Here is a 25,548-nt window from a genome sequence, read left to right as displayed (position 1 = left end):
CGCTAGCACGCAGACGCGGGGGAAAGCCCGGGGTGGGGCCTTCCCCCGCGGGGGTTCGGCGTGTTCTCGCCGCCGGTCGGCGGGTGCGTCCTGCCGTGCCTCAGCCGACGCGTCGCAGCTTCGCGCCGAGGCCGGGTTCCGCGAGATCCTTCTGGAGGGCGACGGGCACCTTGATCGCGTCACCCTTGCCGTCGCCGACGCTCAGCACGCCGACCTCGGTGCCGGCCTTCGCGGTGTGCGGCACCGGCTTGCCCTTCGGCTCCGTCATGTGCAGCTTCACCGTCAGACCCGGCCAGCCCACCGCGGAGACGTCCTTGGTCGCCACCACCGGGGTGGTCCCGCCGAGGCCGTCGTCCACATGGCCGACGACGTCGCCCTTCTTCACGATGGTCTTGGCGGTCAGCGCGTCCTGGCCGGCCTCGATGAGCTTGCGGGTGACGCCCGTGACCTCGTCGATGTTGGCGACGCCGTTCTTGCCGAACTGGCCGAGGGCGGCGCCGATGATCGTCTGCGTCTCGCCGCCGACCTTCTTCTCCGCGGCGAAGAGGATGTTGCCGCCCGCGGCCGTGGTGGTGCCGGTCTTGATGCCGATGGCGACGGTCGGGACGAGGCCGAAGAAGTTGTTCTGCTTCTCGCCGTTGAGGTCCTTGTAGCTGGGCTGGCGGGAGATCTCGTTGAAGACCGGGTCCTTCATCGCGGCCCGGCCGAGCTTCACGAGGTCCTCGGCGGTGGAGACGGTCGTCTTGTCGAGGCCGCTGGGGTCCGTGTAGCGGGTGTTCTTCATCCCCAGCTCCTTGGCGGTCTTGTTCATCTTGGCGACGAACGCGTCCTCGGAGCCGCTCTTGGAGTCCCAGCGGGCGAGCAGCTTGGCGATGTTGTTGGCGGACGGCAGCATGACCGCCTGGAGCGCCTCGTACTGGGTGATCTTCTGGCCCTCGGCGACCCTGACGACGGACTCCTGCTCGGCCTTGCCCGTCTCGTAGTGCTTCTCCGCGGCGGCGTCGACGGGGATCTTCGGGCCGTCCTCGCCCTTCTTCAGCGGGTGGTCCCGCAAGATCACGTAGACCGTCATGACCTTCGCGATGGAGGCGATCGGTACGGGCTTCTGGTCACCGGAGGTGCCGAACGAACCGATGCCGTTGACGTCCATCGCGGCCTGGCCCTGGGACGGCCACGGCATGGACGGCTTGTCGCCGCCGAAGGAGACGGACTGCTCGGCGGTGAGCTTCAGGGTGGGCGTCGGCAGCGGGCGCACGGCCTGTACGACCGCAAAGACGACCACCAGGAGCAGGACGATCGGCGTCCAGATCTTGACCCTGCGCACGGCGGTGCGGACCGGGGTCTCCGGCGGCGGCGGGGTGTTGGTCAGCTCGGCGAGCAGGTCGAGCGGAGGCTTCGGCGGCAGCGGCTGCTGGGTGGTGCGCTCGACGGGCGGCGGCGCGGGGGCTCCGCCGGGGGTCGCGGGCTCCGCGGTGGCCTTGGCCTCGGCCTTGGAGCCGCCCTCGGCGGCGGGCTTCGCGCCGGGGGCGGCCTTGGGCGCGGTCTTGCCGGCCGGCTCGTCGAGCGGCTTCAGGGCGACGAACTTACTGGTCCGCTCGGCATCCCGCTCAGCCTTCGCACCGCCCTTTGCGTCACTCTTTGCATCGCCCTTTGCGTCGCCCTTTGCAGGCGCCTCGCCACCGAGCTTGAGCATGGTGGTCGGCTGATCCACCTCGGGCACGCGGGGCGCCTTGAAGACGGCGGTGGCTTGATCGACACCCGTGGCCTTGGGGGCGTCGGTCTTGGCCTTGGGGTCGCTGCCGGGCTTGGACTCGGCGTCGGCGCTCGGCTTCGCGTCGGCGGCGGGCTTGGCGGCCTCGTCGGACTTGGCGTCACCGGCGGGCTTCGCCCAAGCCGGGGCCTTCCCGTCGTCGCCGGACTTCGTGACCTCGCCGGACTTCGCGCCGCTGGTGGACTTCGCGTCGGCGGCAGGCTTGGCGCCACCGGCGGGCTTCGCCCAGGCCGGGGCCTTCCCGTCGCCGCCGGGCTTCGTGGCCTCGTCGGACTTCGCGCCGCTGGTGGACTTCGCGTCGGCGGCAGGCTTGGCGTCACCGGCGGGCTTCGCCCAAGCCGGGGCCTTCCCGTCATCGCCGGACTCCGTGGCCTCGTCGGACTTCGCGCCGCTGCCGGGCTTCGCGTCGGCCGGAGCCCTCGCGTCGTCGCCGGGCTTCGTCGCCTCGTCGGACTTCGCGTCGCTGCCGGGCTTCGCCTTGGCGCCAGACGTGGCGTCACCGCTCGGCGTGGCGTCACCGGCGGGCTTCGCGTCAGCCGTGGCCGCCGAGGCGGCGCCCTCCGTGGCGGAGGCGTCTGACTTGGCGGGAGCTGCCTTGGCCGGGGCGTCGCCCTCGGTGAGCACAGGCTTCGCGGCGTCCCCCTTGGCCGAAGCCGCCTGCGCGGAAGCGTCGCGCCCCGCGGACCCCACGCCCTCGGAAGAGGCATCATCCGCGGCGGGAGCCTGGTCCCTGCCAGAAGCACCGTTCTTGCCGGAAGCATCGCCCTCGGCGGAAGCGTCTCCCTGGCCGGACGCATCGCCCGTGCCGGACGCATCGCCCTTCACGGACACGCCCCCCGCAGCGGAATCACCCGCAGCGATCCGGCCCCCGGCCTCAGCAGGACCGTCACTGCCGGCCGAAGCCCCGCTCGTCCGGGAGTCCTCCGGGTCCGCCTCGGGGTTCTCGTCGTCCGAGCCTGCGACCCACGCCGCCACCGCGTCCCGGAGCCGCTCGTCGCCGCCGGAAGCCACGGCACCCTCCGAGGCATCACCGCCGGAGGCAGCGGCACCCTCCGAGGCGTCACCGCCGGAGGCCCCGCCCCGTCCTTCGGAGACCGCCTTCGTGGAGAAGACCGCCGTCGCCTGGTCCTTGCGCGCCGCGGGGACCTCACGGGCCACCGCCAGGCGCGGGTCCCGTTCCTCCGGTGCGGGCACAGAAGGATCCGCCGCAGTCGGGTTCCCCGACGACTTCCGCTGCTTCGACCTGTCGGGGGTCTCGCCCGCCACCGATGCCTCCTCGTACGCCATGCCGTATGCCGATGCTGACGCGGCCGGTGCCCGGCCGTGCGTCAAAACCGGTCCGGACCCCACTGTCCGAACCGTGTACCAGTGTCCTGTGTGAGGGCTTAACCCCCGTGGTAGACGAGAACGACATACCTACTGGTTCCAGTACATCCCGCCCACGCACTCTCGACAGACCAATGTGAGAGGGGTCACCCTGTCATTCATCCACGCGGGGAGGCATGGATGGGCAGGAGCCGCAGAACAATTCCGGAGGAGCTTCTGCTGCTCGCTTTGGACCCGGCCACGGGTACCACAGCGCAGCCGCAGTCGCTCGACCTCGGTCTGGCCGGAGCACAGCTAGTGGAGCTGGCGCTGGCCGGACGGATAGCCCCAGACGGGGATCGTATCGCCGTGGTGATGCCACGGCCGACCGGAGATCCGACTCTGGACTCCGCACTGGAACTGCTGCGCAGGCGCGGCAGTCCGGTTCGGGCCGTCCACTGGATCGGCGGACCCCGACTGGGGCTCCGCCAGACGTACCTCTCGCACCTGGAGCGGTGCGGCATGGTTCATGCCGTGGCGGGTCAGATGTGCGGGGTACTGCCGACGACTCGCTACCAAGCGACGGAGACGGCCATCAGCCGGGAAATCAGGTCCCGGCTCGATTCGGCGATCCGCACCGGCGTGCCGCCGGACCCGCGGACCGCCGCGCTCGCCGCCCTGGCCCACGCGGTCGGTCTCGGCAAGCATCTGTATCCCGGGAACGAAGGGCGTTCATCCCGCTCCCGTCTCCGGGACCTCATCAGGCACGACCCGATGGGCGGCCTCGTGGCGCACGCCGTGATGGACGTCCAGAACGGTGTGGCGGCTCAGCCGCGCCGCAGCGCCGCACCGGCAGGCCCCACGGGTCCTGGCGGACGGCAACCGGCCAGGGCGGTGGCGGACCCGGACCGGATCCCCATGCAGCCGCGCCGAGGGTCCATGGCACGCGCCGTGGCCCACTGAGTACGACGACAGACAGCACGTCACCTCACATCACCCCTCACGGCATCGCACCGCAGCACCAGGCAAGCGCACCACCGCACCAGCGCCGCACCGCAGTCCCCCCAGACCCGGTACGGGAGCCGCTGGGCCGCGCGGGGCACGGCACCGGACCGTCCGGACGACGACATCCCGGTGCCGCCGCCCCGCGCGGCCGCACATCCGCACCCCTATACGTCCGCCCGCACGTTCGCACATCGGCTGTTTTCCAGCGCTGCCACACACGTTGGTGGCACTCTGCTGAGCAGTAGATACGCAAAATCGAGGCAGGCAAGCCGGAGGTGCACGTCCCGTGGCGTCCAATGTCAATCCCACCGTCAGGCGACGTCGCTTGGGTCAGGAGCTGCGCCGGCTCCGTGAGCTCAAGGGCATGACGGCCGAGGAGGTCGCCGAGCGCCTGCTCGTCTCGCAGTCGAAGATCAGCCGCCTCGAGAACGGCCGCCGCTCCATCAGCCAGCGCGACGTCCGTGACCTGTGCGGTGTCTACGAGGTCGAGGACCACCGCATCGTCGACTCCCTGATGCAGATGGCCAAGGACTCACGCCAGCAGGGCTGGTGGCACTCCTTCGGCGACATCCCGTACAGCGTGTACATCGGTCTGGAGACGGACGCCGCGTCGTTGCGCGTGTACGACCCGCAGGTCGTCCCCGGCCTGCTCCAGACCCGCGGCTACGCCGAGGCGCTGATCACCGGCGCGCTCCCGGAGACCACGACGACCGACATCGAGAAACGGGTCCAGGTGCGCATGCGCCGCCAGGAGCGCATCGCCGCGCCGGACAATCCGCTGCGCCTGTGGACCGTTCTCGACGAGTCCGCGCTGCGTCGCGTGGTCGGCTCCCGGCAGCTGATGCGTGACCAGCTGGAACACCTCGTGGAGCAGTCCCAGCTGCCCCACGTGACGGTTCAGGTGATCCCCTTCGAGCTCGGCGCCCACCCGGGCCTGAACGGGCAGTACGCGATCCTGGAGTTCCCCGACGCGGCGGACTCCAGCGTGGTCTACATCGAGGGCGTCACGAGCGACCTTTACCTGGAGAAGGCAAACGACGTCCAGCAGTACAGCGTGATGTACGAGCACCTGCGGGCGCAGGCGCTCAACGTGGAGCAATCACGCCAGCTCATCGCGGGGATCGCGAAGGACTACGCCCGCTGATCCAGCCGGGCCGCAGCCCGCGGAACCGTGCCCCGCGCGTGAGGGCGCCGCACGGTACACCCTTGCCGGGGTGAGGCGGAAGACCCACCTGGAATATGCCATCCGGTCGAGTGAACGGCCCCTTCACGCACTGGGGTTGGCGAGTAGCGTCAATCACGCCATCGAGCAAGAGCGTTGGCGCACACCGCGGTCATGCGGTGGGAGCAACTCACCAACTGTGCAAACCGGAGAAAACATGGCAATTCAGCAGGGCGTCTCGCATGCCTGGGTCAAGTCCTCGTACTCCACCGGCAACGGTGCGTGCGTCGAGGTCAAGTCACCACTGAAGACCGGCATTTCGGTGCGTGACTCCAAGGTCGTCGAGGGTCCGGTCCTCGCCTTCCCCGCCGACTCGTGGAACGCGTTCGTCACCGAGGTCGGCCGGGGGGCTGCCGACGTCGCGTGACGCGGAAGCGCCGGCCCGTGATACCGGTACACAGCAGAACAACCGCAGCGCCACAATCGGATAAGCAGCACCGTATGAGCCCTCTCGACTGGCCCGCCGTCCCGGCCGAGGGGGCTCGGCCCTGGGTCAGCGCAGCTGGTCGACGTACCGGTCCGTGCCCGGCACCGTCGGAATGAAGGGCGCGACCAGTTCCACCCGCCCGAGCCCGGATCCGGCCACGGCCGCGTCCCGCCCGGTGAAGTGCGCCTCCCAGCACTCCCGCGGATCCTCCTGGAGGAACCACAGCAGCGTCAGCCGGGTGTCCACGCCCTCGACCTGCTTGACGTACGTCATCCGGTCGCCCGGCAGCGGCGTCGGCCGGAAGACCGTCACCATCGCGGCCGGTGAACCGGCGAGCGCGCGCGGCAGGTGCCGGGTAAGCAGCCACTCCAGCAACTCCCGCCTCGCCTGCGGCCCTTCCGCGTCGATGACCTCCAGGACCAGGCCCTCGTACGGATGGTCGAGCGCGTGGAAGTCGCGCGGGCCCGACGCGCCGTCCCGGTAGACGGTCGCCTCGTGGTCCTGGAAGGCGGTGAAGACGTGGGTGCGCTCCTGATGGACGCGGCCGTCGCGGTTCAGCCGTCTGTTGATGCCGACGGTCCACTTCATGTGCTCGTCGTAGCGGCCCTCCGTCACCCAGTACGTGGAGAGGTAGCACCCGGCGGTGACCGGTTCGGCCACCGCGGACCTCCCCGGGTAGCGCAGAAGCTGGAGGTCGCGCGTGGCGACCCAGCGGCGCCCCGCGTACATCCAGGGCATGGCCATCGCGCCGGCGTAGTAGTGGTCGTCCTCGTACCAGCGGTTGTACGCGAACTCGTGCCCCGGGTGCGGCTCGACCATGGTGATCAGGGCGTGCCCCGGGCGTACGCCATAGGGCCCGACGGCGGCCAGCTCGGCGTACATGTCGCTGCGGGTGTCGTCGCTTCGGGTGTCGTCGCTTCGGGTCTCTTCTCCCATGCCTCTCGCCTGCCTCTCTCTTCCTTCCTCCTGCGGACGCCCATACTCTGACGCCCCGTCAGACGAACCGCCAGAGCCAGGAGGGCCCCATGCCGACATCGCCGTCGCCGCTCCTCGAAGGAAAGACCGTCGTCGTCTCGGGTGTCGGTGCCGGGCTCGGCCACCAGGTGGCGGCAGCCGTGGTGCGCGACGGGGGCAACGCCGTGCTGGGCGCGCGCACCGAGGCGAATCTCGCCAAGTCCGCCGCGGAGATCGACCCCGGGGGCGCACATACCGCGTACCGGGCGACGGACATCACCGACGAGCGGCAGTGCGAGGCCCTGGCCGCGCTGGCGCGCGACCGCTTCGGCGGGATCGACGCCGCCGTCCATGTCGCCGCCTGGGACAGTCACTTCGGCGGCCTGGAGGACGCGGACTTCGAGACGTGGCGCGGTGTCGTCGACGTCAATCTGCTCGGCACGCTGCGCATGACGCGGGCGTGCCTGCCCGCACTGAAGGAGCGGGGCGGGTCGGTGGTGTTCATCGGCACGCAGTCGGCGGTGGCGGCGCCGTCGCAGGTGCGGCAGGCCGCGTGCGCGGCGTCGAAGGGTGCTTTGACCTCTGCCATGTACTCCCTCGCGCGGGAGCTCGGACCGCATCGCATCCGGGTCAACTCGGTGCTGCCGGGGTGGATGTGGGGGCCTCCGGTCGAGGCGTACGTCCAGTTCACCGCGGAGTCCGAGGGGGTGCCGGAGGCGGAGGTGCGGGGGCGCCTCGCGGCGCGGATGGCTCTGCCGGAGTTGGCCACGGACGGGGATGTGGCGGACGCGGTGGTGTTTCTGGCGTCGGAGCGGGCGCGATCCATCACCGGGCAGTCGCTCCTGGTGAACGCCGGGGAGTTGATGCGGTAGGCCGCCTTCGGCTGCGGGCCTGTCGCGGCTGGGCGCGCAGTTCCCAGCACCCCTGATGGGGTACACCTCGGTCAGTCAAGTATGTGAACGACAATCAGTTCAGCGAACGATTTTGCCTGCTCTTGACTCTACCCACCGTTGTCGCCGACGTGTGCCCGAACCCACGATGAGCACGCACTTCCGGGTCGTTCATGTCTTCCGTGGCCGGTACTGGCGAAGTGCGAGCCATTATGCGCAGTTCACCAGGCGGACCCCTGGAGGGCCATATGAACAGTCTCGACTGGGCCGTGCTCATCGGCTACTTCGGCGTGATGGTCGCGATCGGCGTGTGGTCCCACAAGCGGGTCGACAACGTCAGCGACTTCTTCACCGCCGGCGGAAAGATGCCCTGGTGGCTGTCGGGCATCTCGCACCACATGTCGGGCTACAGCGCGGTGATGTTCACCGGGTACGCCGGCATCGCGTACACCTACGGCGTGACGTCCTTCGTCACCTGGTCCTTCCCCATCGCCCTCGGCATCGCCATCGGCGCGCGGCTCTTCGCCCCCCGCATCAACCGGCTGCGTTCACGGCTGCACGTCGCCTCGCCGCTCGAATACCTCAAGAACCGCTACAACCTGAAGACGCAGCAGGCGCTCGCCTGGTCCGGGATGCTGCTGAAGATCGTCGACGTGGGCGCCAAGTGGGCCGCCATCGCCACGCTGCTCGCGGTCTTCACCGGGGTCTCGCTGAACCAGGGCATCCTCATCACCGGCGTCATCACGGCGATCTACTGCACCATCGGCGGCCTGTGGGCGGACGCCCTCACCGAGCTGGGGCAGTTCATCATCCAGCTCTTCGCCGGTATCGCGATGTTCGTGGCGGTCGTCGCCAAGCTCGGGCCGCACGGCGGCTTCTTCGGCGTCTGGGACGAGCCCGAGCTCGCGGGCCACGCGAAGCCGCTGGTCGGGCCGTACGGCACGGTGTTCCTGCTCGCGTTCCTCTTCATCAAGCTCTTCGAGTACAACGGCGGCATGCTGAATCAGGCGCAGCGCTACATGGCGACCGCCAACGCCAAGGAGGCCGCGCGCTCCGCGAAGCTCTCCGCGATCCTGTGGCTGGTCTGGCCGCTCGTCCTCTTCTTCCCCATGTGGATGTCGCCCCTCCTGGTCGACGCCAAGAAGCCCGACGGGTCGGACGCGTACGCCCTGATGACCGAACAGCTGCTGCCGCACGGCCTGCTGGGTCTTGTCATCGTCGGCTTCTTCTCGCACACCATGGCGATGTGCTCCTCCGACGCCAACGCCATCGCCGCCGTCTTCACCCGTGACGTGGCGCCCGTGCTCTCCGCGCGGGCGAAGGTCTGGTCGGAGCGCACGGGGCTGCTCGCCGCCCGCCTCACCACGGTGATCTTCCTGGGGCTGTCCATGGCGGTCGCCACGCAGGTCAACTCCCCCACGTTCAAGGACATCATCACGGTCGTCATCAAGTGGGTCGCCGGTCTGATGGGGCCGATCGCGATCCCGATGATGCTGGGCCTGCTCCGCACCTTCCGCAAGTCCGGCCCGACCGCCGCGCTGACCAGCTGGGGAGCCGGTCTCTTCGCCTTCTACCTGGTCAACTACCCGATCAACGACGCCGTCGAGGGCGGCGTGGCCCTCCAGTACCAGGTGTCGATCCCGCTGGCGGTCTCGCTGATCCTCTACATCGTCATCGGTTACGTGAAGCCGGAGGACACCCCGGAGCGGGACGCGCTCATCGAGCGGATCAACACGGATGACGACGGACCGGCCGGTTCGGCCGGGCCGGCCGGCTCCCCGGCCGCGGCGGCCGTGCCCGCCCCGGTGAAGGACTAGGGCCTGTCTGACAATTCGCGTCGTCGCCCGGAGGGCGGCCTCGCGGCGTCAGGTGCGTGCTCTCGGCGTGCCGGGCGTAGGGCCTCGTACTGGATGTACTTGGCTCTGCGCCCGGTGCGGCGAAAGTGCGTGCATGGCGTCGCGAGGCAGGCGGGCATGGTCAGACAGGCCCTAGCCGCGCGGATAGCGGGCCAGCCAGCCCGGCGCGGACACGGCGGGGCCGTGCAGCGCCGGGCCCTGGGTCATCTCCATGGCGAAGTCGTCCGCGAGCTCCAGGACCGTGGGCCGGCCCTCCAGCTCCGTGAGCCAGCCCGGCGGCAGCGCGGTCTCCCCGTGCAGCGCGCCGAGCAGCGCCCCGCACAGCGCCCCCGTGGCGGAGGACGGGCCGCCGTGGTTGACGGCCAGGCGCACCCCGTGGCGGATGTCCTCGCCGACCAGCGCGCAGTACACGGCGACGGCGAGCGCCCCCTCGGCCGTGCCGTCGGCGAGCAGCTCCGCCACGCGCGCGGCCGTGGGCATGCCCTGGCGTACGGCGCCCAGGGCGTGCCGCAGGGCGTCAGCGACGGGCGGGTGGCCGGGGTGGGCGGCGAGCAGGGCGAGGGTCCGCTGGATCGCGCCGTCGAGGGACTCCCCGCGGGCGAGGCCGTGCACGATGACGGCGTGCGCGCCGGCCGCGAGGTAGGCGGTGGGGTGGCCGTGTGTCTGGACGGCGCCCTCGACGGCGAGCTGGAGCACGAGCTGCGGCTCCCAGCCGACGAGGAGGCCGAAGGGCGCGGACCTGACGGCGGCCTCGGGGCCGCGCTCGTCGGGGTTCTTCGGGGTCTCCAGGGTGCCCATGACCGCGTTGCCCAGTCCGAGGAGGCAGGCGCGGGAGGGGGCGCGGCGCGAGTAGAGCCACTCCTCGCGGGCGAGCCAGCCGTCCTCCTTGCGCCGCTCGTCCGGTCCCCAGTCGCTCTGGGTGGCCGCCCAGCGGCGGTAGGCGCGGTGCAGGTCGGTCGGCGGGTGCCAGGCGCCGGTGTCGCGGCGGACCTGGGCGCGGATGAGGCCGTCCACGGTGAAGAGGGCGAGCTGGGTGGCGGCGGTGACCGCGCCCCGTCTGCCGTACGCGGGCACGGGCTCGGTGAGGCCTTCGGCGCCGTGCGCCGTGCGTATCTCGTCGAGGGAGAGCCCGTCCAGGGGCGCCCCGAAGGCGTCGCCCACGGCGGCCCCGAGGAGCGTGCCGCGCACCCGGCTGCGGAAGTCCTGCTGTTCGGCGCGGCCCCAGACACCGGTGGCTGCTGCTGTGCCCACCGAACCTCCCTCCGTGCCTCTCCCGGTTGCGACTGCGCAGCACTGTAATCGAACGGGAACGATCGATTCAGACGGCAAGTGGTATGCGGCAAGACGCCCCTGAGGTCGCTTTTGGACGACGTTCACGGGAGCTTCGCAGTTGCTACAGACAGCGCGCCCCCGGCCGTCATCCGCCGGACGGGGCCGGGCCCGCGCCGGCCCCCGTGATCCGCTGCCGCTGCTCCCTCGCCCAGCCGTAGCCGGGGTCGATGCGCAGCGCCTCGTCCAGGGCGGCGAGGGCGTCGTCGCGGCGGCCGAGGGCTTCCAGGGACAAGGCCTTGCCGCCCCACGCCCAGGCGTAGCCGGGGTCGAGCGCGAGGGCCGCGGCGTACTCGGCGGCGGCCTCCTCGTGGCGGCCCGTGAGGCGCAGTACGTCGCCCCGCTCGCCCCGGGTGCCCGCCGCGTCCGGGGCGAGCTCCTGGGCGCGGCCGAGGTCGGCGAGGGCGCCGGCCGTGTCGCCGAGGGACTGCCGCACCCGGGCCCTGCGGGTCAGCGCCCAGGCGTAGTCCGGCCACAGGGTGATCGCGCGGTCCAGGTCGGCCAGGGCCTCACGGGCGCGGCCGAGGGTGAACTTGACCTGGCCGAGGCTGCCGAGGGTGAGCGGCTCGGCGGGGTCGAGGACGTGTGCCCGCTCCAGCCAGGGCAGCGCCTCGTCCGGGCGTCCCATGCGGCGGTAGGTCTCGCCGCGCTCGCGCGCGGGCCACGCGGCGTCGGGGGCCACCTCGGCGGCGTCGGCCAGATGCCCGAGGGCCGCCTCGTACTCGCCGAGCGCCCGGCGGGTGACGGCGAGGCCGTGGTGGCCCCACGGGTCGCGGGGGTCCAGGGTGAGGGCGCGCTCGTGGTCGCCGAGGGCCTCGCGCAGCCGGCCGAGGAGGAAGAGCCGCAGGCCGTGCGCGTTGTACGCGGCCACCCTGCCCTCGTCGTCCAGTTCGGCGCGGCCGAGCAGCACCTCAAGGACCAGCAGGGCGCCCTCCCGCTCCAGGGCGAGGGGGCCCTGACAGGCGGCGGCCAGCGACTTCAGGGGCTCCGTCTCCCCGGCCAGGGGGTCCGCGGCCGCCTCGGGCTGCTCGGCGCCCGCGGTGTCCTCGGCCGCGTCCGCCACGGCCCGCGCCCACTCGCGGGCCACCGCCGTGTCCACGCGGCACGCCTCAACCCCCTCGCGCAGCACCTCCGGGAGCGCGGCGCGCGGCCGGGCGCACAGCCGGTGGTACAGCTCCTCGACGCGCAGCGCCCGCCATGCCGGGCGTGTCCACGGCCGGTCAGGCCGGGCCGGGCCGCCCTCCTCCAGCGCGCCGCGCCGCCGCTCGTACAGCTCGGCGAGGCGGGTGTGCGCCGAGCTCCAGCTCTCCGGGGAGGCGTTGCGGCGCAGGCGGAGCATCGGGGCGCGGACGACGCCGTGGTAGCGCGCCGTCCCTTTGCCGTCGGTCCGGACGAACGGCATGGTGCGCAGCCATGCAAACAGCTCCGCCGGGTCGACGCCGCCCTCGCCGGTGGCCGCGCGGATGGCCTCCTCGTCCAGTCGGCGGGGCAGCGCGCACGCCAGCGCGGCAGCCCGGCGGGCCGGGTCCGGCTCCCACTTCAGGAAGCGCTCCACGGCCGTGGCGCTCGGGTCGCCCACGTCGCCGGGGGCCGTGGGGCCGCTCTCGGCGAGCGTGGAGACGAGCACGGGCAGGCGGCCCGTCAGGCGCAGGACCTCGGCGACCACCGGCTCCTCGGTGACGCCCTTGGCGGCGAGCAGGTCACGCGCCTCGGCCTCCGTGAAGGGCCGCAGCGGCAGATCGGCGGCGAAGTCGGCGGCGCCCTCCCAGCGGGCCGGGTCGAGGGGGCGCTGCCCGGCGGTCACCACGACGGTGTGGGCGGGGAGTTCGCCGTACCGGTCGGTCGTCATCACGTCGTGCAGCCAGCGGTCGAGGAACGGTGACGTCCGCTCGTACGTGTCGAAGAAGAGGGCGAGCCACGGCGCGGCGTCGGCGGCCCCGGCCAGCTCGGCCAGGAGCACGGGGGTGAGCGCCCGCTCCGGTTCCAGGACGAGGCGGGCGTCCTCCTGGCTGCGGAAGCGGGCCCGCAGCCGGTCGGCGCCCAGCGCGAGGCGGTCGGCGTCGACGGCGCCGGCGAACGCGCCGACGACCGGCACCAGGCCGAGTCCGGCGACCCCCGCGCGGGCGGCCATGGCGCTGCCCGTGGACGGCGTGCCGGGTCCCGGCTGGTGCTCGGCCGCCGCGACGGCCTCGTGGCTGCGCTGCCGGTGGGTGGCGAGGGCCCGCTCCAGCTGCTTCAGGGGCCGCCCCTGCTGGGCGAATTGCGCGGCCACTTCGGCGAGGACCTCCGGGACGCCGCTCGCGCCCTCGTCCACGGACGCGACGAGAGCGCCCCGGTCGCGGGCCAGCTGGACCATCTCCCGCACCAGTGACGTCTTGCCGACCCCCGCGTGGCCGTGCACATGGAAGAGGAACCGGTGCCGGTCGTCGTCCGGCGGCATCTCGAAGTTGGCCTCGAACACGCGCAGTTCCTCGCGGCGCCCGACGAATGCCGCCCGCCGTCTGCGCCGGATGAGCTCCTGCATCGACATCCTCGTCCGTGCCATCCCGCCCCTCCCCTGCGTCCCCCGGGCTCCCGCCCCGCGGCCAGTCTCACGCATACGGGCGGGCCGCGAGGTGAACGGCCGCCGTACTCGAGCGAACGTCCGTATCTCGTAACGGAGTTCCTGTGGTGTACAACCTTCACTCGAAATGGCCCGTCTCCCGTTACGTCACAGACGTTCCTCACAGGAGGCACCGTGCCCCGCCGCACACTCATCACCGCCATCGCGGTCGCCGCGCTGACGACCCCCCTCGCCCTCTTCGCCACGTCCGGTTCCGCGTCGGCCGCCCCCGTGCCGCCGCGCACGCCGATGACCGACTTCAACCACGACGGGTACGCCGACCTCGCCGTCGCGGCGCCGCACGGCACGGTCGACGGAGTCGAGAAGGCCGGTTACGTCTCGGTCGTCTACGGCACCGCCTCCGGGCCCGGCACGGCGCGCCACCAGCTCATCAGCCGGGCCACGCCCGGCGTCCCCGGCGAACTGGAGGGCACGTACGCCTTCGGTTACCAGTCGATCCCCGGTGACCTGGACGGCGACTCGTACACCGACCTGCTCGTGGCGGGTGGCGGCGACGAGAACAAGGCCACCGTGCTGTGGGGCTCCAAGGACGGCCTGACCGGCCAGAACACGCTCCTGCCCTACGCGTACTCCGATTTCGCCCTGGGTGACTTCAACGGTGACGGCAAGCGTGACCTCGTCGTGAACTCGCACCCGAGCGACGACCCGGACGTCTCCGGGATGACGATCCAGTACGGCCCGTTCACCCGGGACGGCAAGACGCGCACGCAGGACAGCATCACCACGGACGACGGCTCCTCGGGTCTGCGCTCCTTCATCACCGGTGACCTGACGGGCGACGGCGTCGACGACATCGTCACCACGCACGGCTTCGAGGAGATGCAGCACGACGCCCGCTTCTGGAAGGGCTCGAAAACCGGCGTCGGCCACACCGCGAAGTCCCTCGGCACGGCGTACAGCGGCACCGTCGGTGATGTCGACGGCGACGGTTACGGCGACCTGATCACCCGCGACATCGGCTCCGTCACCGAGGTGATCGACTCCGCCCCGGGCAGCATCACGATCCAGTACGGCAGCTCCACCGGTCCCTCGGACGCGCGAAAGAAGGTCATCACGCAGGCCACCGCGGGCGTCCCCGGGGCGAGCGAGGACGACGACGCCTTCGGCGCGTCCCTCAGCGCCGGTGACGTGAACGGCGACGGCAAGGCGGAGGTCGCCGTCGGCGTCCCCGGCGAGAGCCTCGACGCCGCCACCGGCACCGGCGCGGTCGTCCTGCTCAAGGGCGCCTCCAAGGCCGAGGGCGGCATGACCGGCAAGGGCGCCGTCGCCTACAACCAGTCCACGGCGGGCGTGCCCGGCGTCTCCGAGACGGGCGACGACTTCGGCCGCCAGGTGAGCCTCACCGACCTGGACAAGGACGGCAAGGCCGACCTGACCGCGACGGCCCCCGGCGAGGACGGCACGTACGCCGACTCGGGCGCCCTGTGGAACCTGTACGGCTCCGCGAGCGGACTGACCACCACGGGCGCGGGCACGCTCAGCCCGGTGAAGCTCGGCGCGCCCGAGAAGGACGCCGCGTTCGGCCTGCGGCTCGGCGCCTGACCCACCCAGACCCACACGCTCTCTGGCTCTCTGGAGGACCAGTGCGACGCTCTCTGACGGCCGCCCTCGCGGTCACCACCCTCATCACGCCCCTCGCGCTCGTCGCCACCGCGGGCTCCGCCTCGGCCGCCCCGGTGCCGCCGCGCACCCCGCTCGTCGACTTCAACCACGACGGGTACGCCGACGTCGCGATCTCCTCGGTCGGCGGCTGGCAAGGCACGACGCCCGGCACGGTCACGGTCATCTACGGCTCGGCCTCGGGCCCCGACACCGCCCACGCGACCTTCGGCCGCGCCACCCCGGGCGTCCCCGGCGACCCGCAGGACGGCGGACGCTTCGGCTCGCAGACGGCTGCCGCCGATCTCGACGACGACCAGTACACGGACCTCGTCATCAGCGGCGACGGCAACGCCGTCGTCCTGTGGGGTTCGGCGTTGGGCCTGCACGGCGAGAAGAGCTCCGAGCTGCCCTGGCGCGGCAGCGACGTCACCGCCGGCGACTTCAACGGCGACGGCAAGCGGGACCTGGTCACGGGCGATATCGAGGGCGAGCCCGACCCCGGCGACGACCTCTTCGGGATGTCGGTGTCGTACGGACCGTTCACCCGCGACGGCAAGGCCGCGAGCAAGCAGCAGGTGCCAACCCAGCGGGAGTTCGGCGAGTCCGCCTTCGTGGTCGGCGACGTGACGGGTGACGGCGCCGACGACATCGTCTCCAGCCACGGCTTCGAGGAGAAGGCGCACGCCAGCCAGTTCTGGAAGGGCGGCAAGAACGGTGTGAGCACCACGTCCACACCGCTCGCCGCCACCTACAGCGGGGCGATCGCCGACGTCGACAAGGACGGCTACGGCGACCTGATCGTCCGCGACATCGGCGACAACTACGAGGACATGCCGTACCAGAAGGGCACGATCCTCGTCAGGTACGGAACGCCGGACGGGCCCTCGGCGACCCGCACCGCGAAGATCACCCAGGACACGGCGGGCGTCCCCGGCGTCGGCGAGGTGGGCGACGAGTTCGGCTCCTCGATCAGCGCGGGCGACGTCAACGGCGACGGTTACGCGGACGTGGCCGTCGGCATCCCCGGCGAGGACATCGACTCCGTCGCGGACGCGGGCAGCACCGTGCTGCTCAAGGGCTCCCGCACCGGCCTGACCGGCACGGGCGCGCAGGCCTTCCAGCAGTCCACGACCGGGGTGCCCGGCGTCTCGGAGAAGAACGACAGGTTCGGCGCCCAGGTCCTGCTCTCCGACACCAACAAGGACGGCAAGGCCGACCTGACGGCGACCGCGCCCACGGAGGACGGCACCTACGCCGACTCCGGTGCCGCCTGGTACCTGCGCGGTGCCGCGAGCGGCCTCACCATCACCGGCATCACGTCCTACAGCCCGAAGTCGCTCGGACTCCCGGAGGACCGCGTGGAGTTCGGCGGCGCGCTGACCCGCTAGTCAGCGCCCGCCCTGCTGCCGCTGAGGGACGTCAGTCCACCAGCGGCAGCAGCTCCGGCAGCTGCCCGTCCGAGGCCCGCGCCGCCCGCTGCCGCTCCTCGGGCACCTCGCCGTAGAGCGTCGTACGCGGCTTCGCGGGCCGCCCGGCCGTCTCCGCGATGGCCACCAGGTCCTCGACCGACCGGTAGGAACCGTAACTGGAGCCCGCCATACGCGAGATGGTCTCCTCCATCAGGGTTCCGCCGAGGTCGTTCGCGCCGGACCGCAGCATCTCGGCGGCGCCCTCCTGGCCCAGCTTCACCCAGCTCGTCTGGATGTTGGGGATGTGCGGGTGCAGCAGGACCCGCGCCATGGCCGTGACGGCGCGGTTGTCGCGGGTGGTCGGGCCCGGCCGGGCGATGCCCGCCAGATAGACCGGCGCGTTGGTGTGGATGAAGGGCAGCGTCACGAACTCCGTGAAACCGCCGGTCTCCTGCTGGATCGCGGCCAGCGTGCGGAAGTGGCCGAGCCAGTGCCGGGGCTGGTCCACATGCCCGTACATCATCGTGGACGACGAGCGGATGCCCAGTTCGTGCGCGGTCTTGACGACCTCGATCCAGGTGGCGGTGGGCAGTTTGCCCTTGGTGAGGATCCAGCGCACCTCGTCGTCGAGGATCTCGGCGGCCGTCCCCGGGATGGAGTCGAGCCCCGCCTCCTTGGCCGCGCCGAGCCACTCCCGTATCGACAGTCCCGTCCTGGTCGCGCCGTTGACGACCTCCATCGGCGAGAAGGCGTGCACGTGCATGCCCGGCACGCGCTCCTTCACGGCCCGCGCGATGTCGAAGTAGGCGGTGCCCGGCAGGTCGGGGTGGATGCCGCCCTGCATGCACACCTCGACGGCGCCGACGTCCCAGGCCTGCGCGGCGCGGTCGGCGACCTGGTCGAGAGAGAGGGTGTAGGCGTCGGCGTCGGTCCTGCGCTGCGCGAAGGCGCAGAAGCGGCAGCCGGTGTAACAGACGTTGGTGAAGTTGATGTTGCGGGTGACGATGTACGTGACGTCGTCGCCGTTGACCGTCTTGCGGATGTCGTCCGCGATGCCGCAGAGCGCGTCGAGTGCGGGCCCGTCGGCGTGCAGCAGGGCCAGCGCCTCGTCGTCGGTGAGCTTGGTCGGATCGTCGGCGGCGGTGGCGAGGGCGGTGCGTACGTCGCCGTCGATGCGGGACGGCACCATGCCGGGTGCCGCTTGCTCCCGCAGGGCCTCCCAGTCGCCGTACACCTCGTCGAAGTCCTCGCGCCGGTCGGCGGTGCGGCCCTCCGTGTCGATGGTGCGGTGCAGGTCGGTGCGGCCCGATGACTTCGTGGCGACGTACCCCTCGTCGGGCTCCTGCCAGGGGTGGCCCTCGACGGTGGCGTCCGGGAGGGCGAGGCCGGTCTCCGGGTCGGCGAGGGCCCGCACGTGCGGGAGGAGGCGCGGGTCGAGCCAGGGCTCACCCCGCTGCACGAACTCGGGGTAGACGCAGAGCCGTTCGGCGAGGGTGAAGCCCGCCGCGGCGGACCGCTCGGCCAGTTCGTCCAGCTTCGGCCACGGCTTCTCGGGGTTGACGTGGTCGATCGTGACCGGCGAGACGCCGCCCCAGTCGTCGATGCCGGCGCCGATCAGCCGCTCGTACTCCCCCGCGATGAGGTTCGGCGGGGCCTGGATGTTGCCCGCCGGGCCCATGATGTGCCGGGCGACGGCGATCGTGGCGACGAGGTCGTCGATCTCGGCGTCGGGCATGCCGCGCATCGCCGTGTCCGGCTTGGCGCGGAAGTTCTGGATGATCAGTTCCTGGATGCCGTGGTACGAGCGTGCCACGCGGCGCAGCGCGAAGAGCGAGTCCGCCCGCTCCTCGTACGTCTCGCCGATCCCGATCAGCAGCCCGCTGGTGAAGGGCACGGACGAACGTCCCGCGTCCTCAAGGACCCGCAGCCGGACAGCCGGTTCCTTGTCCGGGGAGCCGTAGTGCGGTTGCCCCGGCTCGCTCCACAGCCGTTCGGCGGTCGTCTCCAGCATCATGCCCATGCTGGGCGCGACGGGCTTGAGCCGCTGGAAGTCCGTCCAGGTCATGACGCCCGGGTTGAGGTGCGGCAGCAGCCCCGTCTCCTCCAGGATGCGGATGGAGATGGCGCGGACGTACGCGATGGTGTCGTCGTACCCCTCGGCCTCCAGCCACTCGCGGGCCTCGGGCCAGCGGTCCTCCGGCTTGTCGCCGAGGGTGATGAGGGCTTCCTTGCAGCCCAGTTCGGCCCCGCGCCGCGCGATGTCGAGCACTTCGTCCGGGGACATGAACATGCCGTGCCCGTCGCGGCGCAGCTTGCCGGGCACCGTCGCGAAGGTGCAGTAGTGGCACTTGTCGCGGCACAGCCGGGTGAGCGGGATGAAGACGCTCTTCGAGTACGTGATGACGCCGGCGCGGCCCGCCGCCTCCAGGCCCGCGTCGCGCACCCGGGCGGCCGACGCGGTGAGGTCGTCGAGGTCCTCGCCGCGCGCCTGCAACAGGACGGCGGCCTCCGTCACGTCGAGCGCGACGCCGTCCCGCGCCCTCCTGAGCGCGCGCCGCATGGCGTTCGCGGTGGGTCGTCCGGCCTCGTCGGGCTGCGCGCTGTTGGTCATGTCTCCGAGCATACGAGCGACAACGCGTGACCTGGACGGATACTTCCGTGGTGGCTACGGAGGACTTTCCGTGGTGGCTACGGAGGACTTCCCGTGGTGGCTACGGAGGACTCATGGCCTTCTGTGCCGCGTCGAGCGCCGCGCACACCTGCGCTTCCCCGGCGGCCGGCAGCTGCACGATGACCTCGTCGACGCCCAACTCCGCGAAGTGCGCGAGCTTGCCCGCCTCGGGGGCCACGGCCGTCAGCGCCACGTACAGGTCGGCCGCCTCGCGCCCCGCCTCGGCCCACGCCGTGCGCAGCGCGGGCAGCGCCCGGCGCAGTCCGCTGCCGCCGACGGGCAGCCAGCCGTCGGCGTACTCCGCGATGTGCGCGAAGAGTCCCGGCCCGGCGGCGCCGCCGATGAGGGTCGGCGGCCCGTGCAGCGGCCCTTTCCCGAGCCGCTTGCGGGGCGCGCGCCGGGGCTTCGGATGGGCCTCGCTGGCCCGCACGGAGCCGTACTCGCTCTCGTACTCCGTGGGTTGCTCGGCCCACAGGGCCCGCATGAGCGCCATCCGGTCCCGCACGACGGCCCGCCGGTGGGGCCATGGGACGCCGTGGTCCTCGGCCTCCTCGCGGTTCCAGCCGTAGCCGATGCCGAGGGTGACGCGGCCGCCGGAGAGGTGGTCGAGGGTCGCGACCTGCTTGGCGAGGTCGATGGGGTCGTGCTGGGCGACCAGCGCGATGTTCGTGCCGAGGGTGATCCGCTCGGTGACGGCGGCGGCCTGGGCGAGGGCGACGAAGGGGCTGAGCATGCGCGCGCACTCGGGCGGCAGGTCGCCGCCCGGGTAGGGGGTCTCGCGGGGCACGGGGATGTGGGTGTGCTCGGGGAGGTAGAGCCCGTCGAAGCCCCGCCCCTCCAACTCCCGGGCCAGCCGCACCGGCCCGATGGTGCCGTCGGTCATGTACAGCGTCGCGGAGATGCGCACGGGTGCCTCCGGGGAGTCGTTGCTTCCTCGGCACTTCCTATCCCCGGAAAGCCGGTTGGTCCATGGCCGCGCGCTCATTACCCTGGCGCCGGTGAACAGACGACGGCAGAAGAAGCTGACCCGCCGCCTGGTGCTCGCCGCGCTGCTCGGCGACACCGCCGCCGTGGCCTCCGTCCTGCGCACCGGTGTCGACCCGCGCCTGCCGAACGCGCAGGGCACGCTGCCCCTGTACGCGGCCTCGGTGCACGGCGACGCCGAGGCGGTGCGGCTCCTGCTGCGGGCGGGCGCGCTGCCCGACGCCGAGAGCGGCCACGGCTCCGAGGGCACCCCGCTGTGCGGCGCGGCCTGCTGGGGCCACGTCGACGCGGTGCGCGAACTGCTCGCCCACGGTGCGGACCCGAACCTGCCGGAGGACCGCGGCACGGGCTGGACGCCGCTGCGTTGGGCGCGGGGCGGTCCGCATCCACAGACGGAGGCGGTGCTGGTGGCGGCGGGCGCCATCGCCTGACTCGCCGCGTGAGCCCTGCCGCCGGGTCGCCGCTTGGACTGGCCCGGTCAGATCACCGCCTCCCTGGCCATGACCGGTCTCACCTTCGGTGTCATCGAAGGCGGTTCCCGGCTGCCTTCCTGGTCACCGCGCGCCGCGCCGCCGTGCCCCTGTGTAGTTCCGCACGGCCCTGCGGGTCCGCACGACCCGCGCGAAACGTTCCGGCGACAGACCATCGCCGCTCCTGCCATCGGTCATGTCTTCGGTATGGCGCCTTGGCGATCACGGGACCCGGCGGTGCTCCGCCATCCGGGGCGAGCCGGGGAAACGGAAGCGGCTCGTCGGTGCGAATGCCGTCCATCGGGTGTAGGTCCGTCAATCGACTTCCCTTGCCGCTCAGTTCACGGCTCAATACCAGGGTTGCACGCACCGCCCACGTCACCACCGACACCCTGGGAGCCGCAGCATGTGTGAGGACCACCCGCAGCACGGCACGATCAACCGGCGCGGACTGTTCGTGACGGGAGCCGCCGCCGCGCTTACGTTGAACGGCGTGAGCTTCGCCGACGGCGCCGAAGGGCGCGTCCCGCCCCAGGAGCGGCACAGTACGCGGGAGACCAAGACCCTCCGCGGGACCCTGCCGCCGGGCGCCCCCGACTTCGTGTACCTGCCGCTGAGGATCCCGGCCGGCGTGAGCGAGCTGCGCGTCGCGTACACCTACGAGAAGCCGCCCGTGCCCGCCGGGACGCAGGGCAACGCCCTGGACATCGGCATCTTCGACGAGCGCGGCACGGACCTCGGCGGCAAGGGCTTCCGGGGCTGGTCCGGCGGGGCCCGCACCGAGTTCTTCATCCGCGCCGACGAGGCGACGCCCGGTTACATCCCGGGCCGCGTCCGTCCTGGCACCTGGCACATCGCGCTCGGCCCCTACACGGTCGCCCCCGAGGGCCTCCCCTACGAGGTGACGATCACCCTCACCTACGGGGCGCCAGGCAGCACCCCGAGGCCCGCCTACCCGCCGGAGCGCGCGAAGGGCCGCGGCCGCGCCTGGTACCGCGGCGACTGCCACCTGCACTCCGTCTACTCCGACGGCCGCCGCACCCTCGGCGAGATCGCCGCGCTCGCCCGCGCCGCGGGCCTCGACTTCATCAACAGCTCCGAGCACAACACCCACTCCGCGCACGTGCACTGGGCCGAGCACGCCGGGGACGACCTGCTGATCATGCTGGGCGAGGAGGTCACCACCCGCAACGGCCACGTGGTGGCGCTCGGCACGGACCCGGGCACGTTCGTCGACTGGCGCTACCGCGCCCGCGACAACCGCTTCGGCAGATACGCGCGCGAGATCCGTGACGCGGGCGGCCTCGTCGTCCCGGCCCACCCTCACGCCACCTGCGTCGGCTGCAACTGGAAGTTCGGCTTCGGCGAGGCGGACGCCGTCGAGGTGTGGAACGGCCCGTACACGCCGGACGACGAGGTCTCCCTCGCCGACTGGGACAGCATGCTCGTCGCGTCCGTACGCGGCGGGAAGCCGTGGATCCCGGCCCTGGGCAACAGCGACGCGCACCGCGACCCCGACCGGATCGGCGGTCCGCAGACGGTGGTCCTCGCCGACGACCTGACCCGCGAGGCCATCCAGGAGGGCCTGCGGCGCGGCCGCTCCTACGTCGCCGAGTCCAAGGAGGTGGAGCTCACCTTCTCCGCGGCGGGCGGCCGCGGCGGACACGCGGGCATCGGCGAACGCCTCACCGTGGACCACGACACCCCGGTCACGGTGCGCCTGGACGTCAAGGGCGCCCCCGGCTGCACGGTCCGCCTCATCACCGACCAGGGCGTCCTGCACACGTCCCCGCCCCTCCCGCCCTCCGGCACGGGCACGGTGGAGTGGCGCACGACGCCTTCATACGCGGCGTACGTCCGCGCGGAGGTCCGCCACCCGACGACGACGGCTGCCCTGCCGGGGGCTCTGCGGGGGTTCACGAACCCGATCTTCCTGGGGGATTGATCCGCGGCGGCCCTACCCCGGAAGCCTGAGCGTCCGCGCGAAGTCGTCCAGTGGTTCCATCGACGCGGCGACCAGCTCCGGATCGTCGTGGTGCCCACGGAGCAGGACGTCGGGGAGACCGGCCGGGGTGTGCCAGTGGTACGACACCGAGGTCATCATGACGGAGCTGTCGGCGGGGTAGGAGCGGGTGACCCGGACTCCGTCCGCGCCGAGGTAGGGAGAGGCGAACGGAATGCTGCCGGTTCGCTGCTGCCACTCCGGGATCTCCGCATGCGGCACCGTGAGCGCGGCGACTCCCTCACAGGAGGCCGCGTCACGGGCGTCGCAGTGAATACGGGTGGCGTGCACGACCAGCGGCATATAGGTCAGCGGAACGGGGTGATAGATGAACGCCTCGTCGGCCTGGAGCTTGTCGCGAAGGGTGACGATCGTCTGCTCGTAGAAGCTTCTGTGGAACCGGCGGATTTTGCGGGTGAGTTCGATGTTCTGGATGGCGGCCAGCTCGGTGAGAGTCGCGTCCAGCCATTCCTTGAACGTCTTCTTGTCCATCTGGAGCCAGAGATAACCCCAGAGGCCCTTGTGGGCATCCGTATCGACGTGAAGGGCACCGAGGTCGGCGCTCCACAGGGTGCCTTCGGACATGATCGGTCTCTTTCGTCGCGGCTCAGGCATCGGAGGGGGACGCCATCAGGCATAAGTCCAGCGGAAGGTGCTCATCACGGCATCGAACAGCTCCACGAGCGTGTCATAGAAGGCGGGATCCGAGCCGGGTGCGATCAGCGCGCTGAAGGAGAAGGTGAGGTACTGGTCAGGCCTGCTGTCCGGGATCGGCACGAAGTACTCGACTCGACGGTGGGCGACGTCGACGCCCTGGGCCGCGTCGGCGGGTACATCTCGCTCCGAGCGCATGGCCGCGGTGTCGTCCAGCTCTCGTATCTCGGCCCCGGCAGTCTCGGAGGCGAGCGCCGCAAGGACCGCTTCAGGGCCGCTCTCGGTCCTGACCCTCGGAATCTCGATCGGTTCGGAGGCCACGATCGAGACGGGCAGCGCGACGCCGTGGAGGCGTTCGGTGGGGAGGTAGAGGGTCATGCCGCCCTTGGCGCGAGCCCGTCGTACGACCTTCTTCATCTCCTGGAGGAGCTTCAGCCGGGCTTTCGGAATGTCGTCCTTGGGGAAACCGGGGGGAAGTTGCCTGACCGCCTTGCGGACGATGCGGTCCATCGCTTCCTGGGTGCCCGAGCGCAGCGGAATCACGTCCCAGCCGGGCGGCGTCACCAGGTTGAAGCCGTTCGGGGTCCGGCGTTGCTCAACGGTGGTCATAGTGCTCCCGCGTCAGTTCCACGGCATAGGCAACGCCTACGAAGAGTGCCCACGCCGGGGCGGCGATCATGCCCGGCCAGAAGCCGAGCATCAAGGAAGGCAAGAAGAAGCCGCCGCCCATGGCCAGATCTCGGGTGAGGTAGGGCGGTCGGCCCGCATATCTGGGGTACTTCGTGAAAACCCATACATAGTGGAGGAGACATCCCAGGATTCCGGCCTGATAGACGAAGAAAACGTCGTTCCTCAGGAACTCCGGCACGAGGATCATGATTCCGATCACCGGAAAGACCAGCGGCATTCCGATCAACATAGTCAGCCTGAGTCGCCGGTTGGGGCCGGTGCCGAGGCCCGTGCGGGCGGCTTCGGCTTCGGCGATGCGTTGCGCCGAGTTCAGGTCCATGATCACTCCTTACCAGTGAGTATCGGGGGCGGGCTTTAGGGTGTTGTCCTTCCAGTCGGAATACCCCTGGTTGTAAGGCTTTTCGCCGGTTCCGAGGTTTTCGTGTGTCCAGCTCGTCATGTCGCTCTTTCCCAGCGCCTTGTCCGTGACATCCATCCCCATGCCGGTCCAGGCGACACCGAGGCCCGCCTGATAGGACTTGTACGCCTTGTCCGCGGCGGCGCCGGCGGCCTCCGGGAAGGTGGCCTTGTTCGCCTTCAGCATCTTCGCCATACCGGCCATCTCCTTGTCGCCGAGGTGCACCAGCGTCGACAGCGGGCTGACTCTCAGCGGGTTCTTGGCGACCAGGCCGACATTCTGGGAAATGGACTTGCGTATGCCATTACGGGCAGCACCGATTACCTGTCGCCCTGCCCCTTCCGGCACTTTGGACATCAGCCGCCCCAGGTCGTCCATGACACCCTTGACGCCCCTGAGCCCTCGGCTCAGCCCGGCGGTCCGGGCTGCCTGAGCGGCCCCCACGGTGGCCTTGGCGCCGCTGGCCAGCTTCGCGGCGGCCGCGAGGCCACCCACGACGAGCAGCCCGCCCACGACGTCGAAGATGACATCCGTCCAGGTGGCGTCGCCGGATGCCACCAGCAGGAGTCTCAGTCCGATCGTGAGCAACGCGATGCCGAGGACAAGAAAGTTCAAGCCGGGGATGGCGAGGGCCAGAAAGCCCGCGAACGTCGCGACCCAGCCGAGCACATCGATGAAGGCCTTGATCAGGTCCGCGTTGTCATGGACCCAGCCCTTGACGTCGTCCCACCACGAGTCCTCGATCACGTCGTCGATCTCGTCACGGATCTTGCCCGCGTGGTGGTCGGCGCGGGTGTCCCGGTCACCGGTGACGGTGTGCAGGCGGGCGCGGTACGAATGAAGTGGGTCGTCCGCGGAGCTGATGCCGCTGGGGGACGCGTCGGGGGCGTCCTTGTCCTTGGAGCCGGACTTCTTGGCCTTGTCGGCCTCGACCTCGTCCTGCTTCTCCTTGGCCTCGCGCAGGATCTTGTCGGCGTCGCTCTGGAAGTCCTCCAGCTCGTTCGACCACTTGGTCAGATGGCCGTGCACACGCTCGTACCGCCCGGCCACCTCCCGCATGTGCTTCTCCAGCGTCGAGGACTCCTCGCGCAGGGACGTCACGTACTTGCCCTTGAGCGTTTCGTCGTCGCTGATCGCCTTGAGGTTCTTCGCCTGGTCCCGGAGCTTCTTGGCCACCGAGATCATGTGCTTGACCTCATCGCGGATCTCCTCCGGATCACCGGGAACCGGATCGGAGTCGCACAGCGGCTGCCAGTCCACCGGACGGCGCTTGGATGTCGGTGTCAT

19 protein-coding genes are annotated in these 25,548 nt (G+C 71.3%); 9 read left to right on the top strand and 10 right to left on the bottom strand.

Annotation, left to right across the window (positions count from 1 at the left end; translation table 11 throughout):
- Positions 1-100: 100 nt before the first annotated feature.
- Positions 101-3,058, bottom strand: coding sequence for a D-alanyl-D-alanine carboxypeptidase (locus ACF062_RS31325; RefSeq protein WP_392142990.1), 2,958 nt, complete (start codon positions 3,056-3,058; stop codon positions 101-103).
- 219 nt (positions 3,059-3,277) lie between these two features.
- On the opposite strand from ACF062_RS31325, the gene ACF062_RS31320 reads away from it, so the two are divergent.
- The 3 genes from ACF062_RS31320 (at position 3,278) to ACF062_RS31310 (ending at position 5,670) form a co-directional block, all read left to right on the top strand.
- Positions 3,278-4,039: a GPP34 family phosphoprotein gene (locus tag ACF062_RS31320; protein ID WP_223775200.1), complete on the top strand. Its 762-nt coding sequence runs from the start codon at positions 3,278-3,280 to the stop codon at positions 4,037-4,039.
- A gap of 328 nt (positions 4,040-4,367) precedes the next feature.
- On the top strand, positions 4,368-5,225 hold the full coding sequence (locus ACF062_RS31315) for a helix-turn-helix domain-containing protein (RefSeq protein ID WP_392142989.1): 858 nt from the start codon (positions 4,368-4,370) through the stop codon (positions 5,223-5,225).
- 235 nt (positions 5,226-5,460) lie between these two features.
- On the top strand, positions 5,461-5,670 hold the full coding sequence (locus ACF062_RS31310) for a DUF397 domain-containing protein (protein ID WP_223775202.1): 210 nt from the start codon (positions 5,461-5,463) through the stop codon (positions 5,668-5,670).
- Between the two features lie 126 nt (positions 5,671-5,796).
- Here the strand turns inward: ACF062_RS31310 and ACF062_RS31305 are convergent, their stop codons facing one another.
- On the bottom strand, positions 5,797-6,666 hold the full coding sequence (locus ACF062_RS31305; RefSeq protein WP_392142988.1) for a hypothetical protein: 870 nt from the start codon (positions 6,664-6,666) through the stop codon (positions 5,797-5,799).
- A gap of 89 nt (positions 6,667-6,755) precedes the next feature.
- Between ACF062_RS31305 and ACF062_RS31300 the strand changes: the two genes are divergently transcribed.
- Both ACF062_RS31300 and ACF062_RS31295 read left to right on the top strand, forming a co-directional pair.
- Complete coding sequence (locus ACF062_RS31300; protein WP_392142987.1) at positions 6,756-7,556, top strand: SDR family oxidoreductase; 801 nt, start codon at positions 6,756-6,758, stop codon at positions 7,554-7,556.
- Between the two features lie 266 nt (positions 7,557-7,822).
- Positions 7,823-9,391, top strand: a complete 1,569-nt coding sequence (locus ACF062_RS31295) for a sodium:solute symporter family protein (protein WP_392142986.1) — start codon at positions 7,823-7,825, stop codon at positions 9,389-9,391.
- Positions 9,392-9,562: 171 nt separating this feature from the next.
- Here the strand turns inward: ACF062_RS31295 and ACF062_RS31290 are convergent, their stop codons facing one another.
- Entirely contained in the window at positions 9,563-10,681 is a 1,119-nt protein-coding gene (locus tag ACF062_RS31290) for an ADP-ribosylglycohydrolase family protein (RefSeq protein WP_392142985.1), read from the bottom strand.
- 166 nt (positions 10,682-10,847) lie between these two features.
- Positions 10,848-13,304, bottom strand: coding sequence for a tetratricopeptide repeat protein (locus tag ACF062_RS31285; protein ID WP_392142984.1), 2,457 nt, complete (start codon positions 13,302-13,304; stop codon positions 10,848-10,850).
- Positions 13,305-13,496: 192 nt separating this feature from the next.
- On the opposite strand from ACF062_RS31285, the gene ACF062_RS31280 reads away from it, so the two are divergent.
- Together ACF062_RS31280 and ACF062_RS31275 are read left to right on the top strand one after the other, a co-directional pair.
- On the top strand, positions 13,497-14,924 hold the full coding sequence (locus ACF062_RS31280; protein WP_392142983.1) for an FG-GAP-like repeat-containing protein: 1,428 nt from the start codon (positions 13,497-13,499) through the stop codon (positions 14,922-14,924).
- A 41-nt stretch (positions 14,925-14,965) separates the two neighbouring features.
- The gene (locus tag ACF062_RS31275; RefSeq protein WP_392142982.1) at positions 14,966-16,372 is read left to right on the top strand and encodes an FG-GAP and VCBS repeat-containing protein; all 1,407 of its coding nucleotides are present in this window, start codon (positions 14,966-14,968) and stop codon (positions 16,370-16,372) included.
- A 31-nt stretch (positions 16,373-16,403) separates the two neighbouring features.
- Here the strand turns inward: ACF062_RS31275 and ACF062_RS31270 are convergent, their stop codons facing one another.
- Together ACF062_RS31270 and ACF062_RS31265 are read right to left on the bottom strand one after the other, a co-directional pair.
- Positions 16,404-19,004 carry a bifunctional FO biosynthesis protein CofGH gene (locus tag ACF062_RS31270; RefSeq protein ID WP_392142981.1) on the bottom strand — a complete coding sequence of 867 codons (2,601 nt, stop codon included), beginning with the start codon at positions 19,002-19,004 and terminating at the stop codon, positions 16,404-16,406.
- A gap of 100 nt (positions 19,005-19,104) precedes the next feature.
- Positions 19,105-19,971 carry a TIGR03619 family F420-dependent LLM class oxidoreductase gene (locus ACF062_RS31265; RefSeq protein WP_392142980.1) on the bottom strand — a complete coding sequence of 289 codons (867 nt, stop codon included), beginning with the start codon at positions 19,969-19,971 and terminating at the stop codon, positions 19,105-19,107.
- A gap of 91 nt (positions 19,972-20,062) precedes the next feature.
- On the opposite strand from ACF062_RS31265, the gene ACF062_RS31260 reads away from it, so the two are divergent.
- The gene (locus tag ACF062_RS31260) at positions 20,063-20,479 is read left to right on the top strand and encodes an ankyrin repeat domain-containing protein (protein ID WP_392142979.1); all 417 of its coding nucleotides are present in this window, start codon (positions 20,063-20,065) and stop codon (positions 20,477-20,479) included.
- Between the two features lie 445 nt (positions 20,480-20,924).
- Complete coding sequence (locus ACF062_RS31255; RefSeq protein ID WP_392142978.1) at positions 20,925-22,463, top strand: CehA/McbA family metallohydrolase; 1,539 nt, start codon at positions 20,925-20,927, stop codon at positions 22,461-22,463.
- 12 nt (positions 22,464-22,475) lie between these two features.
- Here ACF062_RS31255 and ACF062_RS31250 read toward each other — a convergent pair whose 3' ends face one another.
- The 4 genes from ACF062_RS31250 to ACF062_RS31235 are packed head-to-tail and all read right to left on the bottom strand — an operon-like array spanning position 22,476 to position 25,548.
- The gene (locus ACF062_RS31250; protein WP_392142977.1) at positions 22,476-23,105 is read right to left on the bottom strand and encodes a hypothetical protein; all 630 of its coding nucleotides are present in this window, start codon (positions 23,103-23,105) and stop codon (positions 22,476-22,478) included.
- 45 nt (positions 23,106-23,150) lie between these two features.
- On the bottom strand, positions 23,151-23,783 hold the full coding sequence (locus ACF062_RS31245) for a hypothetical protein (protein ID WP_392142976.1): 633 nt from the start codon (positions 23,781-23,783) through the stop codon (positions 23,151-23,153).
- Positions 23,770-24,183, bottom strand: coding sequence for a hypothetical protein (locus ACF062_RS31240; protein WP_392142975.1), 414 nt, complete (start codon positions 24,181-24,183; stop codon positions 23,770-23,772). Before ACF062_RS31240 ends, ACF062_RS31245 begins: the two co-directional genes overlap by 14 nt.
- 9 nt (positions 24,184-24,192) lie before the next feature.
- Positions 24,193-25,548 carry a hypothetical protein gene (locus ACF062_RS31235; protein ID WP_392142974.1) on the bottom strand — a complete coding sequence of 452 codons (1,356 nt, stop codon included), beginning with the start codon at positions 25,546-25,548 and terminating at the stop codon, positions 24,193-24,195.

Origin of the sequence: Streptomyces sp. NPDC015345, from assembly GCF_043078805.1 — a bacterium.
Lineage (GTDB): Bacteria > Actinomycetota > Actinomycetes > Streptomycetales > Streptomycetaceae > Streptomyces.
The sequence above is the reverse complement of the archived record's forward strand: the minus strand, read 5'-3'. Positions and strand labels throughout refer to the sequence as shown.

Bases quoted from the DNA above. Each gene is read 5' to 3' on its own strand.
- ACF062_RS31325 (WP_392142990.1), bottom strand. From the start codon at position 3,058: ATGGCGTACGAGGAGGCATCGGTGGCGGGCGAGACCCCCGACAGGTCG.
- ACF062_RS31320 (WP_223775200.1), top strand. From the start codon at position 3,278: ATGGGCAGGAGCCGCAGAACAATTCCGGAGGAGCTTCTGCTGCTCGCT.
- ACF062_RS31310 (WP_223775202.1), top strand. From the start codon at position 5,461: ATGGCAATTCAGCAGGGCGTCTCGCATGCCTGGGTCAAGTCCTCGTAC.
- ACF062_RS31305 (WP_392142988.1), bottom strand. From the start codon at position 6,666: ATGGGAGAAGAGACCCGAAGCGACGACACCCGAAGCGACGACACCCGC.
- ACF062_RS31300 (WP_392142987.1), top strand. From the start codon at position 6,756: ATGCCGACATCGCCGTCGCCGCTCCTCGAAGGAAAGACCGTCGTCGTC.
- ACF062_RS31295 (WP_392142986.1), top strand. From the start codon at position 7,823: ATGAACAGTCTCGACTGGGCCGTGCTCATCGGCTACTTCGGCGTGATG.
- ACF062_RS31285 (WP_392142984.1), bottom strand. From the start codon at position 13,304: ATGGCACGGACGAGGATGTCGATGCAGGAGCTCATCCGGCGCAGACGG.
- ACF062_RS31270 (WP_392142981.1), bottom strand. From the start codon at position 19,004: ATGACCAACAGCGCGCAGCCCGACGAGGCCGGACGACCCACCGCGAAC.
- ACF062_RS31255 (WP_392142978.1), top strand. From the start codon at position 20,925: ATGTGTGAGGACCACCCGCAGCACGGCACGATCAACCGGCGCGGACTG.
- ACF062_RS31250 (WP_392142977.1), bottom strand. From the start codon at position 23,105: ATGTCCGAAGGCACCCTGTGGAGCGCCGACCTCGGTGCCCTTCACGTC.
- ACF062_RS31245 (WP_392142976.1), bottom strand. From the start codon at position 23,783: ATGACCACCGTTGAGCAACGCCGGACCCCGAACGGCTTCAACCTGGTG.
- ACF062_RS31240 (WP_392142975.1), bottom strand. From the start codon at position 24,183: ATGGACCTGAACTCGGCGCAACGCATCGCCGAAGCCGAAGCCGCCCGC.
- ACF062_RS31235 (WP_392142974.1), bottom strand. From the start codon at position 25,548: ATGACACCGACATCCAAGCGCCGTCCGGTGGACTGGCAGCCGCTGTGC.